Source organism: Mycobacterium sp. 663a-19 (assembly GCF_035616495.1).
GTDB lineage: Bacteria > Actinomycetota > Actinomycetes > Mycobacteriales > Mycobacteriaceae > Mycobacterium.
This window is the reverse complement of sequence record NZ_JAPJAV010000007.1, coordinates 25660-40222: the sequence shown is the minus strand read 5'-3', so window position 1 is coordinate 40222 and position 14563 is coordinate 25660. Positions and strand designations below refer to the sequence as shown.

13 protein-coding genes, 1 tRNA gene and 1 pseudogene are annotated in these 14563 nt (G+C 70.9%); 13 read left to right on the top strand and 2 right to left on the bottom strand.

Features of this window, described 5'->3' with window-relative positions:
- The first annotated feature begins 3 nt into the window (after positions 1-3).
- The 12 genes from murD to OQ968_RS13800 all read left to right on the top strand — a co-directional run bounded on the left by murD (position 4) and on the right by OQ968_RS13800 (position 12206).
- On the top strand, positions 4-1452 hold the full coding sequence (murD, locus tag OQ968_RS13855; protein WP_324679200.1) for a UDP-N-acetylmuramoyl-L-alanine--D-glutamate ligase: 1449 nt from the start codon (positions 4-6) through the stop codon (positions 1450-1452).
- Between the two features lie 6 nt (positions 1453-1458).
- Positions 1459-3126, top strand: a complete 1668-nt coding sequence (gene ftsW / locus OQ968_RS13850; RefSeq protein WP_324678720.1) for a putative lipid II flippase FtsW — start codon at positions 1459-1461, stop codon at positions 3124-3126.
- Positions 3123-4313, top strand: a complete 1191-nt coding sequence (gene murG, locus OQ968_RS13845) for an undecaprenyldiphospho-muramoylpentapeptide beta-N-acetylglucosaminyltransferase (RefSeq protein ID WP_324678718.1) — start codon at positions 3123-3125, stop codon at positions 4311-4313. Before ftsW ends, murG begins: the two co-directional genes overlap by 4 nt.
- A gap of 50 nt (positions 4314-4363) precedes the next feature.
- On the top strand, positions 4364-5800 hold the full coding sequence (murC, locus tag OQ968_RS13840) for a UDP-N-acetylmuramate--L-alanine ligase (protein ID WP_324679198.1): 1437 nt from the start codon (positions 4364-4366) through the stop codon (positions 5798-5800).
- Positions 5797-6735, top strand: a complete 939-nt coding sequence (locus OQ968_RS13835) for a cell division protein FtsQ/DivIB (protein ID WP_324678716.1) — start codon at positions 5797-5799, stop codon at positions 6733-6735. Before murC ends, OQ968_RS13835 begins: the two co-directional genes overlap by 4 nt.
- A gap of 187 nt (positions 6736-6922) precedes the next feature.
- On the top strand, positions 6923-8074 hold the full coding sequence (gene ftsZ / locus OQ968_RS13830) for a cell division protein FtsZ (RefSeq protein WP_324679196.1): 1152 nt from the start codon (positions 6923-6925) through the stop codon (positions 8072-8074).
- Between the two features lie 92 nt (positions 8075-8166).
- Positions 8167-8883 carry a peptidoglycan editing factor PgeF gene (gene pgeF / locus OQ968_RS13825; protein ID WP_324678714.1) on the top strand — a complete coding sequence of 239 codons (717 nt, stop codon included), beginning with the start codon at positions 8167-8169 and terminating at the stop codon, positions 8881-8883.
- Positions 8884-8888: 5 nt separating this feature from the next.
- Positions 8889-9674 carry a YggS family pyridoxal phosphate-dependent enzyme gene (locus tag OQ968_RS13820; RefSeq protein WP_420715908.1) on the top strand — a complete coding sequence of 262 codons (786 nt, stop codon included), beginning with the start codon at positions 8889-8891 and terminating at the stop codon, positions 9672-9674.
- A gap of 68 nt (positions 9675-9742) precedes the next feature.
- The gene (locus tag OQ968_RS13815; protein WP_324678712.1) at positions 9743-10384 is read left to right on the top strand and encodes a cell division protein SepF; all 642 of its coding nucleotides are present in this window, start codon (positions 9743-9745) and stop codon (positions 10382-10384) included.
- Between the two features lie 178 nt (positions 10385-10562).
- A complete protein-coding gene (locus tag OQ968_RS13810; protein WP_324678710.1) occupies positions 10563-10853 on the top strand; it encodes a YggT family protein in 291 nt (96 codons plus the stop codon).
- A gap of 226 nt (positions 10854-11079) precedes the next feature.
- A complete protein-coding gene (locus tag OQ968_RS13805) occupies positions 11080-11868 on the top strand; it encodes a DivIVA domain-containing protein (protein ID WP_324678708.1) in 789 nt (262 codons plus the stop codon).
- A 47-nt stretch (positions 11869-11915) separates the two neighbouring features.
- Positions 11916-12206, top strand: a complete 291-nt coding sequence (locus OQ968_RS13800; RefSeq protein ID WP_324678706.1) for a hypothetical protein — start codon at positions 11916-11918, stop codon at positions 12204-12206.
- A 3-nt stretch (positions 12207-12209) separates the two neighbouring features.
- Here OQ968_RS13800 and OQ968_RS13795 read toward each other — a convergent pair.
- Positions 12210-12896, bottom strand: a pseudogene (locus OQ968_RS13795) (phosphoribosyltransferase); the annotation flags it as partial.
- 80 nt (positions 12897-12976) lie between these two features.
- Positions 12977-13062, bottom strand: a tRNA-Leu gene (locus OQ968_RS13790).
- A gap of 116 nt (positions 13063-13178) precedes the next feature.
- On the opposite strand from OQ968_RS13790, the gene OQ968_RS13785 reads away from it, so the two are divergent.
- Positions 13179-14516 (top strand): M20/M25/M40 family metallo-hydrolase, encoded by a 1338-nt coding sequence (locus tag OQ968_RS13785; RefSeq protein WP_324678704.1) that lies wholly within the window; start codon positions 13179-13181, stop codon positions 14514-14516.
- The last annotated feature ends 47 nt before the right edge of the window (positions 14517-14563 follow it).

The following is a 14563-nucleotide window of genomic DNA, read 5'->3' as shown; positions in this document are numbered from 1 at the left end:
GGGCTGGCGCCGCTGGTGCCCGGGGCGCCCGTGCTGGTGGCCGGCGGCGGGGTCACCGGCAGGGCCGTGCTGGCCGCCCTCGGGCGGTTGGGGGCGGAGGCGACCCTGTGCGACGACGACCCCGAAACGTTGCGGGGCTACGCCGAGGGCGGGGTGGCCACGACGACCACAGCGGCGGCCGCCAGGCAGGTCTCGGGCTTCGCCCTGGTCGTCACCAGCCCCGGCTTCGCGCCGACGACGCCGTTGCTGGCCGCCGCCGCCGCGGCCGGCGTGCCCATCTGGGGCGACGTCGAGCTTGCCTGGCGGCTGGACGCCGCGGGCCACTACGGCCCGCCGCGCCGCTGGCTCGCGGTGACCGGCACCAACGGCAAGACCACGACGACGTCGATGCTGCAGGCCATGCTGACGGCGGCGGGGCGGCGCAGCCTGCTCTGCGGCAACATCGGCAGCCCGGTGCTCGACCTGCTCGGCCAGCCCGCCGAGCTGCTGGCCGTCGAGCTGTCCAGCTTCCAGCTGCACTGGGCGCCGTCGCTGCGGCCCGAGGCCGGCGCGGTGCTCAACATCGCCGAGGACCACCTGGACTGGCACTCCACGCTCGCCCACTACACCGCGGCCAAGGCCCGGGTGCTGGGCGGCCGGGTCGCGATCGTCGGGCTGGACGACCGCCGGGCCGCCGCGCTGCTGGACACCGCGACCGCGCCGGTGCGGGTCGGCTTTCGGCTGGGCGAACCCGCGCCCGGCGAGCTCGGCGTGTGCGACGGGCAGCTGGTCGACCGCGCCTTCGCCGACGACCTGACGCTGTTGCCGGCCGAGTCGATACCCGTGCCGGGCCCGGTCGGCGTCCTCGACGCCCTGGCCGCGGCGGCGCTGGCCCGCAGCGTCGGGGTGCCCGCCGAGGCGATCGCGGCCGCGGTCGCCTCGTTCCGGGTGGGCCGGCATCGGGCCGAGGTGGTGGCCGTCGCCGACGGGATCACCTACGTCGACGACTCCAAGGCCACCAATCCGCACGCCGCCGAGGCGTCCGTGCTGGCCTACCCGCGCGTGGTGTGGGTGGCCGGTGGCCTGCTGAAGGGCGCGTCCGTCGATGCCGAGGTCGCCAGGATCGCATCGCGGCTGGTCGGGGCGGTGCTCATCGGCCGCGATCGCCAAGAGGTTGCAGAGGCGTTATCGCGACACGCGCCGGATGTCCCCGTCGTCGAGGTTGTTACAGGCGAGGATGCTGATATGCATGCGACTGCTGTGATTCCTGGTGCGAATGTGACAGAAGTGAAACATACCGGCGAAGGTCTCGGCATGCGCGTCATGACCGCGGCGGTGGCCGCGGCCCGCGACTTGGCAAGGCCCGGCGACACGGTGCTGCTGGCGCCCGCCGGTGCGTCGTTCGACCAGTTCACCGGTTACGCCGACCGTGGCGACGCCTTCGCGGCCGCCGTGCGCGCGGCGATCCGGTAGGCGGGTATGCGTAACGCGCTGACCCGGCTCCTGCGTCAGGACAAGCGCCGGGGACAGGACGAAACCCCTGCCGCGCGGATCGAGGCCGAAGAACCGGATGCCGCGACGGACGCCGACGCGCCCGGCGACGCCGCCACCGACAAACCCAAGGCCGACAGGCCCAAGGCCGATAGGCCCAAGCCCCAGGCCACGGCCGAGGACGGCGGCCGTCGCACCTGGTTCGGCAACCGGTTCGGCGCCTGGCTGGGCCGGCCGATGACCTCGTTTCACCTGATCATCGCGGTCGCCGGGTTGCTGACGACGCTCGGCCTGATCATGGTGCTGTCCGCGTCCGGGGTGCGGTCCTATGGCGCCGACGGATCGGCCTGGGTGATCTTCGGCAAGCAGGTGCTGTGGACGGTCATCGGGGTCGTCGGGGCGTACGTGGCGATGCGGATGTCGGTGCGCTTCCTGCGCAGCGTCGCGTTCACCGGCTATCTAGTCACCATCATCTTGCTGGTGCTGGTGCTCGTGCCGGGAATCGGCAACCTGGCCAACGGTTCTCGCAAGTGGTTCGTGGTCGCGGGCTTTTCCATGCAGCCGTCCGAGCTGGCGAAGATCGCGTTCGCGATCTGGGGCGCGCACCTGCTGGCGGCCCGCAGGCTGGAGCGGGCGTCGCTGCGGGAGATGCTGATCCCGCTGGTGCCCGCGGCGGTCATCGCGCTGGCGCTGATCGTGGCCCAGCCCGACCTCGGGCAAACGGTGTCGCTGGGCATCATCCTGCTGGCCCTGCTGTGGTACGTCGGGCTGCCGCTGCGGGTCTTCGTCACCTCGCTGGCGGCCGTCTTCGTCGCCGGCGCGATCCTGGCGATGTCCGCCGGCTACCGATCCGAGCGGGTGCGGTCCTGGATCAACCCCGAAACCGACCCGCAAGACACCGGCTATCAGGCCCGGCAGGCGAAGTTCGCGCTGGCCCACGGCGGCATCTTCGGCGACGGCCTGGGCCAGGGCGTCGCGAAGTGGAACTACCTGCCCAACGCGCACAACGACTTCATCTTCGCCATCATCGGTGAGGAACTCGGCTTCGTCGGGGCGTTCGCGCTGCTGGCGCTGTTCGGGCTGTTCGCCTACACCGGCATGCGGATCGCGCGCCGCTCGGCCGACCCGTTCCTGCGGCTGCTGACCGCCACCACGACCATGTGGATCATCGGCCAGGCGTTCATCAACATCGGCTACGTGATCGGGATACTGCCGGTCACCGGCATTCAGCTGCCGCTGATATCCGCCGGTGGAACATCCACGGCCGCAACGCTTTTCATGATCGGGATTATGGCCAACGCGGCGCGACACGAACCGGAGGCGGTGGCCGCGCTGCGTGCGGGCCGCGACGACAAGATGAACCGGCTGCTGCGCTTGCCGCTGCCCCAGCCCTATGTGCCCAGCCGCATCGAGGCGTTCCGCGACCGCAAGCGGACCCGCCCGCAGCCGGGCCCCGCGGGCCGCAAGCCCGCCCCGGCGCCTGCGCGCAAGGCCTCCCGCAAGGCCGAACCGCCGCTGCGGCCGGCGTTCCCGCGCACGGCCGCCCGCCCGGCCCGGGGCGCAGGGCATCATGGATCTGGCCAGCGCTCCAATCGGGGCGCCGGCCAGCGTCAACCGCGGCGCGCTCGCGCATTGGAAGGTCAGCGTTACGGGTGAACAACACGGTCAGGAGGGCGACCGGCGGGCGGGGGGAAAATTCCTCGCCCGCCGGTGCCTCTTTGTCGGTCGTGCTGGCCGGCGGTGGCACCGCGGGGCACGTCGAGCCCGCGATGGCCGTCGCCGACGCGCTGTCCGCGCTGGATCCGCAGGTCCGGATAACCGCGCTGGGCACGGCGCGCGGGCTGGAGACCAGGCTGGTGCCCCAGCGCGGCTACCACCTGGAGCTGATCACGCCGGTGCCGCTGCCGCGCAAGCCGACGGGCGACCTGGCGCGGCTGCCGACGCGGGTGTGGCGCGCCGTTCGGGAGACCCGCGCGGTGCTCGACGTCGTCGACGCCGACGTCGTCGTCGGGTTCGGCGGCTACGTGGCGCTGCCGGCCTACCTCGCCGCCCGGGGTGTGCCCGGGCTGCGGCGCCGCATCCCGGTGGTGATCCACGAGGCCAACGCCCGCGCCGGGCTGGCCAATCGGGTCGGCGTGCGCGGCGCCGACCGGGTGCTGTCCGCGGTGCCGGACTCCGGCCTGCGCCGCGCCGAGGTGGTCGGCGTGCCGGTCCGCGCGGCGATCACCGCGTTGGATCGCGCGGCGCTGCGGGCCGAGGCGCGCAACCACTTCGGCTTTGCCGACGACGCGCGGGTGCTGCTGGTGTTCGGCGGATCCCAGGGCGCGGTCTCGCTCAACCGGGCGGTGTCCGGCGCCGCCGCGGAACTGGCCGCCGCGGGCGTGTCGGTGCTGCACGCGCACGGCCCGAAGAACACCCTCGAACTGCGCACGCCCGAGCCGGGCGACCCGCGCTACGTGGCGGTGCCGTACCTGGACCGGATGGACCTGGCCTACTCCGCCGCCGACCTGGTGATCTGCCGGTCCGGGGCGATGACGGTCGCCGAGGTGTCGGCGGTGGGCCTGCCGGCCATCTACGTGCCGCTGCCGATCGGCAACGGCGAGCAGCGGCTCAACGCGCTGCCGGTGGTCGACGCCGGCGGCGGCCTGGTGGTCGCCGACGCGGACCTCACGCCGGGCCTCGTCGCCCGGGAGGTGACCGGGCTGCTCACCGACCCGCCGCGGTTGGCGGCGATGACCGCGGCGGCCGCCCGGGTGGGGCATCCGGATGCGGCGCTGCGGGTGGCCCGGGCCGCGCTGGACGTCGCGCGGCAAGCCCGCCGCGCGCCGGGAGGCCGGCGGTGACCACCGAGCAGTCACCGCCGCAGTTGCCGCCCGAGCTGCAGCGGGTGCACATGGTGGGCATCGGGGGCGCGGGCATGTCCGGCGTCGCCCGCATCCTGCTGGACCGGGGCGGACTGGTATCCGGTTCGGACGCCAAGGAATCGCGCGGCATCCACGCGCTGCGGGCCCGCGGCGCGCTGATCCGGATCGGACACGACGCGTCGTCGCTGGATCTGCTGCCCGGCGGCGCCACCGCGGTGATCACCACCCACGCCGCCATCCCGAAGACCAACCCCGAGCTCGTCGAGGCCCGGCGCCGCGGCATTCCGGTGGTGCTGCGGCCGGCGGTGTTGGCCAGGCTGATGGACGGGCGCACCACGCTGATGGTCACCGGCACTCACGGCAAGACCACGACGACGTCGATGCTGATCGTGGTCCTGCAGCACTGCGGGCTCGACCCGTCGTTCGCGGTCGGCGGGGACCTCGGCGAGGCCGGCACCAACGCCCACCACGGCAGCGGCGACTTCTTCGTCGCCGAGGCCGACGAGAGCGACGGCTCGCTGCTGGAGTACACGCCCAACGTCGCGGTGGTCACCAACATCGAGACCGACCACCTGGACTTCTACGGCAGCCCCGACGCCTACGTCGGGGTGTTCGACGCCTTCGTGGAGCGGCTCGCCCCCGGGGGAGCGCTGGTGGTGTGCACCGACGACCCCGGGGCGGCCGCGCTGGCCGAGCGCACCGCCGAGCTGGGGATTCGGGTGCTGCGCTACGGCTCCGGGCCGCAGCCGGAGCACGACCTGGCCGGCACGCTGCTGTCGTGGGAGCAGCAGGGTACCGGAGCCGTCGCGCACATCCAGTTGGCCGGCGAACCGCACCCGCGCGTGATGCGGCTGCTGGTGCCGGGCAGGCACATGGCGCTCAACGCGCTGGGCGCGCTGCTGGCGGCGATCGAGATCGGCGCCCCCGCCGACGACGTGCTCGACGGGCTGGCCGGCTTCGAGGGCGTGCGCCGCCGGTTCGAACTGGTCGGCACTTCGGGGGTCGGCGCGGGATCGGTGCGGGTGTTCGACGACTACGCCCACCACCCGACGGAGATCAGCGCGACGCTGGCGGCGGTCCGCACTGTCCTCGAACAGAGCGGCGACGGTCGCTCGCTGGTGGTGTTTCAGCCCCACTTGTATTCGCGGACAAAGGCTTTCGCCGCCGAGTTCGGTCGCGCGCTGGATGCCGCCGACGAGGTGTTCGTCCTCGACGTCTACGGGGCACGCGAACAACCGCTCGCCGGTGTCAGCGGCGCCAGCGTCGCCGAGCACGTCAGCGCGCCGGTGCGCTACCTCGCCGACTTCTCGGCGGTGGCCCGGGAGGTCGCCGAGGCCGCCGGGCCGGGCGACGTCATCGTCACGATGGGCGCCGGCGACGTGACCCTGCTCGGGCCGGAGATCGTCACCGCGCTGCGGGCGCGGGCCAACCGCGCCACGCCCGGGCATCCGGAGGAGTTGCGATGAGCGACCCCAACGACGCCCCGCCGGCCGACCTGGACGCGGGCCCCGCCGACCCCGCCGACAGCGCGATCACCGAACCGCTGCAGGCGCAAGACGGTCAATCCCGGCCGGACGAACCCGAATTCGAGGGGCCGCGCCGGCGGGCCCGCCGCGAACGGGCCGAGCGCCGCGCCGCGCAGGCCCGCGCCCGCGCGATCGAGGAGGCCCGCCGGGAGGCCAAGCGCCGGGCCAGCGGGCGCCTCGTCAACCAGCCCAAACCCGTTGCGCGGGGCGTCGTTCGGGGCCTGAAGATGCTGTTGGCGACGGTGGTGATAGCGATCGTCGGCGTCGGGCTCGGGCTGATCCTCTATTTCACGCCCGCGATGTCGGCGCGCAACATCGTCGTCACCGGGCTTTCGGTGGTGACCCGCGAGGAGGTCCTCGACGCCGCGCGGGTGCGGCTCGGGACGCCGCTGCTGCAGATCAACACCAACCAGGTCGCCGACCGGGTCGCGGCGATCCGCCGGGTGGCCAGCGCGCGGGTGCAGCGCCAGTACCCGTCGGCGCTGCGGATCACCGTCGTCGAGCGAGTTCCCGTGGCGGTGAAGGATTTTCCGGACGGCCCGCACCTGTTCGACCGCGACGGCGTGGACTTCGCGACCGGCCCGCCACCGCCGGCGCTGCCCTACCTCGACGTCGCCGACCCCGGGCCCGCCGACCCGGCGACCAAGGCCGCGCTGCAGGTGCTGCTGGCGCTGCGGCCCGAGGTCGCGGGCCAGGTCGGCCGGATCGCGGCGCCCTCGGTGGCCTCGATCACTCTGACGCTGGGCGACGGGCGAGTGGTGATCTGGGGGACCACCGACCGCACCGACGAGAAGGCCGAGAAGCTGGCCGCGCTGCTGACCCAGCCGGGAAAGACCTACGACGTGTCCAGCCCCGACCTGCCGACCGTGAAATAGCGCGCCAGAAAAATTTGCGCGCCGCGCATCGGCGCGCCTGCGAGATTAGGGCCCGTCGTACCCATACCGTTCTGGTTGCGCGGAACTACTTGACATAACTCTAACTCTCTGGTTGAGGTTGAGAGTTTGCCAGGCAGGACCGCCCCCACCACCGGGGAACGGAGCCCACCAGGGAGGAAGACGAATGATGACCCCCCCGCACAACTACCTGGCCGTCATCAAGGTCGTGGGTATCGGTGGCGGCGGCGTCAACGCCGTCAACCGGATGATCGAGCAGGGCCTGAAGGGCGTCGAGTTCATCGCGATCAACACTGACGCGCAGGCGTTGTTGATGAGCGATGCCGACGTCAAGCTCGACGTCGGCCGCGACTCCACCCGCGGCCTGGGCGCCGGCGCGGATCCCGAGGTGGGGCGCAGGGCAGCCGAGGACGCCAAGGACGAGATCGAGGAGCTGCTGCGCGGGGCGGACATGGTGTTCGTCACCGCCGGCGAGGGCGGCGGCACCGGCACCGGCGGGGCGCCCGTCGTCGCCAGCATCGCCCGCAAGCTGGGCGCGCTGACCGTCGGCGTGGTCACCCGGCCGTTCTCGTTCGAGGGCAAGCGGCGCGGCAACCAGGCCGAGAGCGGCATCAACGCGCTGCGGGAGTGCTGCGACACCCTCATCGTGATCCCCAACGATCGGCTGCTGCAGATGGGCGACGCCGCGGTGTCCCTGATGGACGCGTTCCGCAGCGCCGACGAGGTGCTGCTCAACGGCGTGCAGGGCATCACCGACCTGATCACCACGCCGGGGCTGATCAACGTCGACTTCGCCGACGTCAAGGGCATCATGTCCGGTGCGGGCACGGCGCTGATGGGCATCGGATCGGCCCGGGGCGAAGGCCGTTCGCTCAAGGCCGCCGAGATCGCCATCAACTCGCCGCTGCTGGAGGCGTCGATGGAGGGCGCGCAGGGCGTGCTGATGTCGATCGCCGGCGGCAGCGACCTGGGCCTGTTCGAGATCAACGAGGCGGCCTCGCTGGTGCAGGACGCCGCCCACCAGGACGCCAACATCATCTTCGGCACGGTCATCGACGACTCGCTGGGCGACGAGGTGCGCGTCACCGTCATCGCGGCCGGCTTCGACGCGGCCGGGCCCGGCCGCAAGCCCCTCCTCGGCGGCGCCGCCGGGGAGAAGGGCGGCGCGCACCGGATCGAGTCGGCCAAGTCCGGCAAGCTCAGCTCGACGCTGTTCGAGCCCGTCGACGCCGTCAGCGTGCCGGTGCATACCAACGGCTCGACGCTGAGCATTGGCGGCGATGACGACGACGTCGACGTGCCGCCCTTCATGCGCCGCTGAGGGTCTCAATTTGCTTGCCAGTCCGCGACAAACCGGCCGCGGCCGGACGTCGCTGGCGCCTGGCGGGCAACGGCATCCGGATACTGAGCTGCGTGAGCGTTCGCATCCGGCGGGTGACCACCACCCGCGCGGGTGGTGTATCGGTGGCGCCGTTCGACACCTTCAACCTCGGCGACCATGTCGGTGACGACCCGGCGGCGGTGGCCGCCAACCGCGCGCGGCTGGCCGCCGCCATCGGCCTCGGCGCCGACCGGGTGGTGTGGATGAACCAGGTGCACGGGGATCGGGTCGAGGTGGTCGACGGGCCGCAGCGAGCCGCCGTCGGCGGCGGGGTGGGCACGGACGCGTTGGTGACCGGCACGCCCCGGTTGGCGCTGGCGGTGGTGACCGCCGACTGCGTGCCGGTGTTGCTCGCCGACGCGCGCGCCGGCGTCGTCGCCGCGGTGCACGCCGGTCGCGTCGGCGCCCAGCGGGGGGTGGTGGCGCGCGCGGTGGCGACGATGCGGCGCCTCGGCGCGCACCCGGGCGACACCTCGGCCCTGCTCGGTCCGGCGGTCAGCGGCCGCAACTACGAGGTGCCCGCGGCGATGGCCGACGAGGTCGAGGCCGCGCTGCCGGGCAGCCGCACCACGACCGCGGCAGGGACCCCCGGGCTCGACCTTCGGGCCGGAATCGCTTGCCAGCTGCGGGATTTGGGTGTCACGTCGATCGACGTCGATCCGCGCTGCACGGTGGACGACCCAACCCTGTTCAGCCATCGCCGGGGCGCACCGACCGGGCGGCTGGCGTCGCTGGTCTGGATGGAGTGACCGCCATGGCGGTGGACATGCCAGTCGAGGGGAGTCGGGGAAACCGCGAATCGGAATTGACTCATGCGTTGGCGGCGGTGCGTTCGCGACTTGCCGCGGCCGCGGAAGCGGTGGGTCGCAATGTCGGCGAAATTGAACTTCTTCCGATTACCAAATTCTTTCCAGCAACCGATGTTGCGATTTTGTCTCGATTGGGTTGTCGCTCAGTTGGCGAATCGCGGGAACAGGAAGCCGCGGCAAAGGTGGCCGAACTCGCGCGGTTGTCACAGGCGTCCCCACGCGCGGATTGGCGGGAAGTGAACTGGCACATGGTCGGCCAGATTCAGCGGAAGAAAGCCCGCGCCCTGGCCCGCTGGGCGCACACCGCCCACTCGGTGGACAGCGTGCGGCTGGTGAGCGCCCTGGACCGGGCGGTGGCGGCCGCCCTGGCCGCGGGAGAGCGCGAGAACCCGCTGCGCGTCTACGTTCAGGTCAGCCTCGACGGCGACCCGTCCCGCGGCGGCGTCGACGTGGCCAAGCCCGGGGCCGTCGAGGCGGTTTGCGCCAAGGTTGCGGAGGCGAAAGCCCTGCAGCTGCTCGGGTTGATGGGCATTCCGCCGCTGGACTGGGACCCCGACGACGCCTTTGACCGGCTGCGATCGGAGCACCGCCGGGTGCTCGAATCGCACCCCGACGCGGTCGGACTGTCGGCCGGCATGTCAGCCGATCTGGAAATTGCCGTCAAACATGGTTCGACGTGTGTGCGTGTCGGTACCGCGCTATTGGGTCCGCGGAGGCTACCGTCACCGTGAGTAGTCACTGTAGTCACATCTTCATCACGGACACCAATACTCCCAGGGGCTAGAAGGGGTCACACGCAATGAGCACACTGCACAAAGTCAAGGCCTACTTCGGTATGGCCCCGATGGACGACTACGACGACGAGTACTACGACGACCGCGCACCGTCCCGCGGCTTCCCGCGCCCCCGCTTCGACGACGGCTACGGCCGCTACGACGGGCGCGACTACGACGACCCGCGCGGCGAGGCGGACTACCCGCCGCCCGGTGGGTATCGCGGCGGCTACGGCGACGAGCCGCGCTACAGCCCGGTCCACCCCCGTGATTTCGAGCGGCCCGAGATGAGCAGGCCGCGCCTCGGGTCGTGGCTGCGCAGCTCCACCCGCGGCGCGCTGGCGATGGACCCCCGCCGCATGGCGATGATGTTCGAGGAAGGCCACCCGCTGTCGAAAATCACCACGCTGCGGCCCAAGGACTACAGCGAGGCCCGCACCATCGGCGAGCGGTTCCGGGACGGCACCCCGGTCATCATGGACCTGGTGTCGATGGACAACGCCGACGCCAAGCGGCTGGTCGACTTCGCGGCCGGCCTGGCCTTCGCGTTGCGGGGCTCGTTCGACAAGGTCGCGACCAAGGTGTTCCTGCTGTCGCCCGCCGACGTCGACGTGACCCCCGAGGAGCGTCGCCGGATCGCCGAAACTGGCTTCTACGCTTACCAATAGCGTCGTTCAGCCTCGTTTGGCCCGCCGGGATGGCGGGCCGGGCGCCGACCCCCACGCTGCGATGCGGCCCACACTTGATGTGTGGCCGCGCGCGCAGTCGGTACGCTGGCGATTGCCGCGCTAGCGTGCGGCGATTGACATCTCCTCGGTTAGGTTCCTCGGTAAGGTCGGGCTCTCGTTGGTGCTGTTCTTTCAGATCCTTGGGTTTGCGCTGTTCATCTTCTGGCTGCTGCTCATCGCGCGGGTCGTCGTCGAGTTCATCCGCTCGTTCAGCCGCGACTGGCGTCCCACCGGCATCACCGTGGTGATCCTGGAGATCATCATGTCGATCACCGATCCACCGGTGAAGCTGCTGCGCAGGCTGATCCCGCAGCTCACCATCGGGGCGGTGCGCTTCGATCTGTCCATCATGGTGCTGCTGCTGGTCGCGTTCATCGGCATGCAACTGGCGTTCAGTGCGGCGGCGTGAGCCTCGGCGACGGTTCGGCCACGGTTCGGCGTCGGTTCGATGCGCGCAATTCAAAAACTTTAAGGATTGGGATTTTGTAGCTCTTAGTGTTTGAAATTGGTTCTTATTTATTGGCCTAATCGGCAACCGCCGGTTCTGGTGTGACAGGATGGACGGCAGTTGCACAACGGCTACCACTCCGTTCTACACTTTCCAGAACGTTTGACAGGAACTTGAGGGGACAACAATGCCGCTTACACCAGCCGACGTTCACAATGTGGCGTTCAGTAAGCCGCCAATCGGCAAGCGCGGTTACAACGAGGACGAGGTCGACGCCTTCCTCGACCTGGTGGAGAACGAGCTGACGCGGCTCATCGAAGAGAACTCCGATCTGCGCCAGCGGATCGAGGAGCTCGACCGGGAACTGGCCGCCGCAGGCGGTGCCGGCCCCTCCGTCGCTGCTCAGGCCACTCAGGCGATTCCTGTCCCCGAACCCGAGCCCGCCAAGCCGGCGCCCGCGGCAGCGTCGGCGGGAACCAACGAGGAGCAGGCCATCAAGGCCGCTCGGGTGCTGAGCCTGGCCCAGGACACCGCCGACCGGCTCACCAGCACCGCCAAGGCCGAGTCGGACAAGATGCTGGCCGATGCCCGGGCCAACGCCGAGCAGATCCTCAGCGAGGCGCGCAGCACCGCCGAGTCCACGGTCGCCGAGGCCCGGCAGCGCGCCGACGCCATGCTGGCCGACGCCCAGACCCGCTCCGAGGCGCAGTTGCGCCAGGCCCAGGAGAAGGCCGACGCCCTGCAGGCCGACGCGGAGCGCAAGCACTCCGAGATCATGGGCACCATCAACCAGCAGCGCACGGTGCTGGAGGGCCGGCTCGAGCAGCTGCGCACGTTCGAACGCGAATACCGCACCCGACTCAAGACCTACCTGGAATCCCAGCTCGAGGAGCTCGGCCAGCGCGGGTCCGCGGCGCCCGTCGACTCCAGCGCGGACGCCGGCGGGTTCGACCAGTTCAATCGGGGTAGCAACTAGCCCATCGACCGCGCCGGGCGGTCTCGCCCGTTGCCGAAGGATGACCGATGCTGATCATTGCGCTGGTATTGGCCCTGATCGGGCTCGTTGCGCTGGTGTTCGCCGTGGTCACCAGCAACGAGCTGGTGGCCTGGGTGTGCATCGCCGCCAGCGTCGTGGGCGTGGTGCTGCTGATCGTCGACGCGTTGCGGGAGCGCCAGCACCGTGACGCGGGCGAGGAAGCCACCACCGAAGCCGAGACCGCCGAGACCGGCGAGTACGTCGACTACCCGGAGGAAGCCGCCGACGAGTCGGCAGAGGACGCCGTCACCAAGGCGAACGACGAATCGGCCCAGTAGGAGTCAGCCCGTCGGCGTCGCGAGCTGCTCGCGCACCTCGTCGTCGCTGACCTGATGAAAGTCGCTGTAGACCTGCCCGACGGCCTCGAACGCGGGCGGCATCGTCGCGCACACCACGTCGTCGGCCTCGCGCGTCAGCTCCTGGCAGACCGACTCCGGCCCCACCGGGACCGCGACGACGATCGATTGCGGCTTGGCGGCCCGTATCGCCCGGACCGCCGCCATCATGCTGGCGCCGGTGGCGATGCCGTCGTCCACCAGGATCACGATCTTGCCCTCCGGATCGGCCAGCGGGCGTCCACCCCGGTACGCCTGCTCGCGGCGGGTGAGCTCGGCCGTCTCGCTGTCGATCACCTCGCGCACCTGCTCGTCGGTGATGTGCAGGCTGGAAATCACGTTGTCGTTCATCACCACACCGCCGCCGCTGGCCAACGCGCCCATCGCCAGCTCGGACCAGCGCGGCACCCCGAGCTTGCGGACCAGGAACACGTCCAGCTCGGCGCCCAGCGCGGCGGCGATCTCCCAGGCGACCGGGACGCCGCCGCGCGCCAGCCCCAGGACCAGCACGTTGTCCTTGCCGCGGTAGGACGTCAGCTCCTCGGCCAGAGCGCGCCCGGCTTCGCGGCGGTCGCGGAAAGTCCGCGTCGTTGTCCGCCGGAGAAAGCCACCAGGTGGGTTCATCGTCTGCACTCTCGGCTGTCGGCCTCCGTCCAGCCTACGTGTGCCCGCAAGATCTCGCCGGATGACGTTGTGCGCGAACGGGAAACGGGTGTCCGAGGGGGGACTTGAACCCCCACGCCCATTAGTAGGGCACTAGCACCTCAAGCTAGCGCGTCTGCCATTCCGCCACTCGGACAAGACCAAACCGCATGGGCTGGCAGCTAAGGCTATCGGATTCGTCGGCGCGCACCCAACCCAGCTCCGGGCCTCGCGCCGCGCCCGTTGGCCGGGGCAGTGGTAGGAAAGGGGGTTGTGACCGGTGACGCCAGCGACGCCAGCGACGAGGTGGTCGAAGTCGTGAGCAGGCTGATCCGGTTCGACACCACCAACACCGGCGACCCCGGGACCACGCGGGGCGAGGCGGAATGCGCGCGGTGGGTCGCCGAGCAGCTCGCGGATGCCGGCTACCAGACGGAATACCTCGAATCCGGGGCGCCCGGGCGGGGCAACGTGTTCACCCGACTCGAGGGCGCAGACCGCTCCCGCGGCGCACTGCTGATCCACGGGCACCTGGACGTGGTGCCGGCCGAACCGGCCGAATGGAGCGTGCACCCGTTCTCCGGGGCGGTCGAGGACGGCTATGTCTGGGGCCGCGGAGCGGTCGACATGAAGGACATGGTCGGCATGATGATCGTGGTCGCCCGCCACCTGAAGCGGGCCGGCATCGTGCCGCCGCGCGACCTGGTGTTCGCGTTCGTCGCCGACGAAGAGCACGGCGGTCAGTACGGCGCGCGGTGGCTGGTCGACAACCGGCCCGACCTGTTCGACGGCGTCACCGAGGCGATCGGCGAGGTCGGCGGGTTTTCCCTGACGGTGCCGCGGGCCGGCGGCGGTGATCGGCGCCTGTATCTGATCGAGACGGCCGAGAAGGGCATCCAGTGGATGCGGCTCACCGCCCGGGGCAAGGCGGGACACGGCTCGATGGTGAACGACCAGAACGCGGTCACCACCCTGGCCGAGGCGGTCGCGCGGGTGGGCCGCCACCGGTTTCCGCTCGTGCTCACCGAGCCGGTGGTCGAGTTCCTGACCGCGCTCAGCGAGGAAACCGGCCTCACGTTCGACACCAATTCGCCCGACCTGGAAGGAACGGTCGAAAAGCTCGGCCCGATGGCCCGCATGCTGAATGCGGTGCTGCGCGACACCGCCAACCCGACGATGCTCAAGGCCGGGTACAAGGCCAACGTCGTCCCGGCGACTGCGGAAGCGGTGGTCGACTGTCGCGTGCTGCCCGGCCGGCAGGCGGCGTTCGAGGCCGAAATCGACGAGTTGATCGGCCCCGACGTGACCCGTGAGTGGATCAGGGACCTGCCGGCATATCAGACCGGCTTCGACGGGGACCTGGTCGACGCCATGAACGCGGCGGTGCTGGCCGTCGATCCGGACGGCCGGACGGTGCCCTACATGCTGTCGGGTGGCACCGATGCGAAATCCTTCGCGCGCTTGGGCATTCGCTGTTTCGGCTTCAGCCCGCTGCGGCTGCCGCCGGATTTAGACTTCTCTTCGTTGTTCCACGGCGTCGACGAGCGGGTACCCATCGACGCGTTGCGGTTCGGCACCGACGTGCTGGCCCGCTTCCTGACACATTGCTAGAAGTCACGAATTGCTAGAAGTCACGAATTGCTAGAAGTCACGAATTG

Excerpts from the sequence above, each read along its gene's own strand:
- ftsW (WP_324678720.1), top strand. The coding sequence starts at position 1,459 with ATGCGTAACGCGCTGACCCGGCTCCTGCGTCAGGACAAGCGCCGGGGA.
- murC (WP_324679198.1), top strand. The coding sequence starts at position 4,364 with ATGGTGGGCATCGGGGGCGCGGGCATGTCCGGCGTCGCCCGCATCCTG.
- OQ968_RS13835 (WP_324678716.1), top strand. The coding sequence starts at position 5,797 with ATGAGCGACCCCAACGACGCCCCGCCGGCCGACCTGGACGCGGGCCCC.
- ftsZ (WP_324679196.1), top strand. The coding sequence starts at position 6,923 with ATGACCCCCCCGCACAACTACCTGGCCGTCATCAAGGTCGTGGGTATC.
- OQ968_RS13820 (WP_420715908.1), top strand. The coding sequence starts at position 8,889 with ATGGCGGTGGACATGCCAGTCGAGGGGAGTCGGGGAAACCGCGAATCG.
- OQ968_RS13815 (WP_324678712.1), top strand. The coding sequence starts at position 9,743 with ATGAGCACACTGCACAAAGTCAAGGCCTACTTCGGTATGGCCCCGATG.
- OQ968_RS13805 (WP_324678708.1), top strand. The coding sequence starts at position 11,080 with ATGCCGCTTACACCAGCCGACGTTCACAATGTGGCGTTCAGTAAGCCG.
- OQ968_RS13800 (WP_324678706.1), top strand. The coding sequence starts at position 11,916 with ATGCTGATCATTGCGCTGGTATTGGCCCTGATCGGGCTCGTTGCGCTG.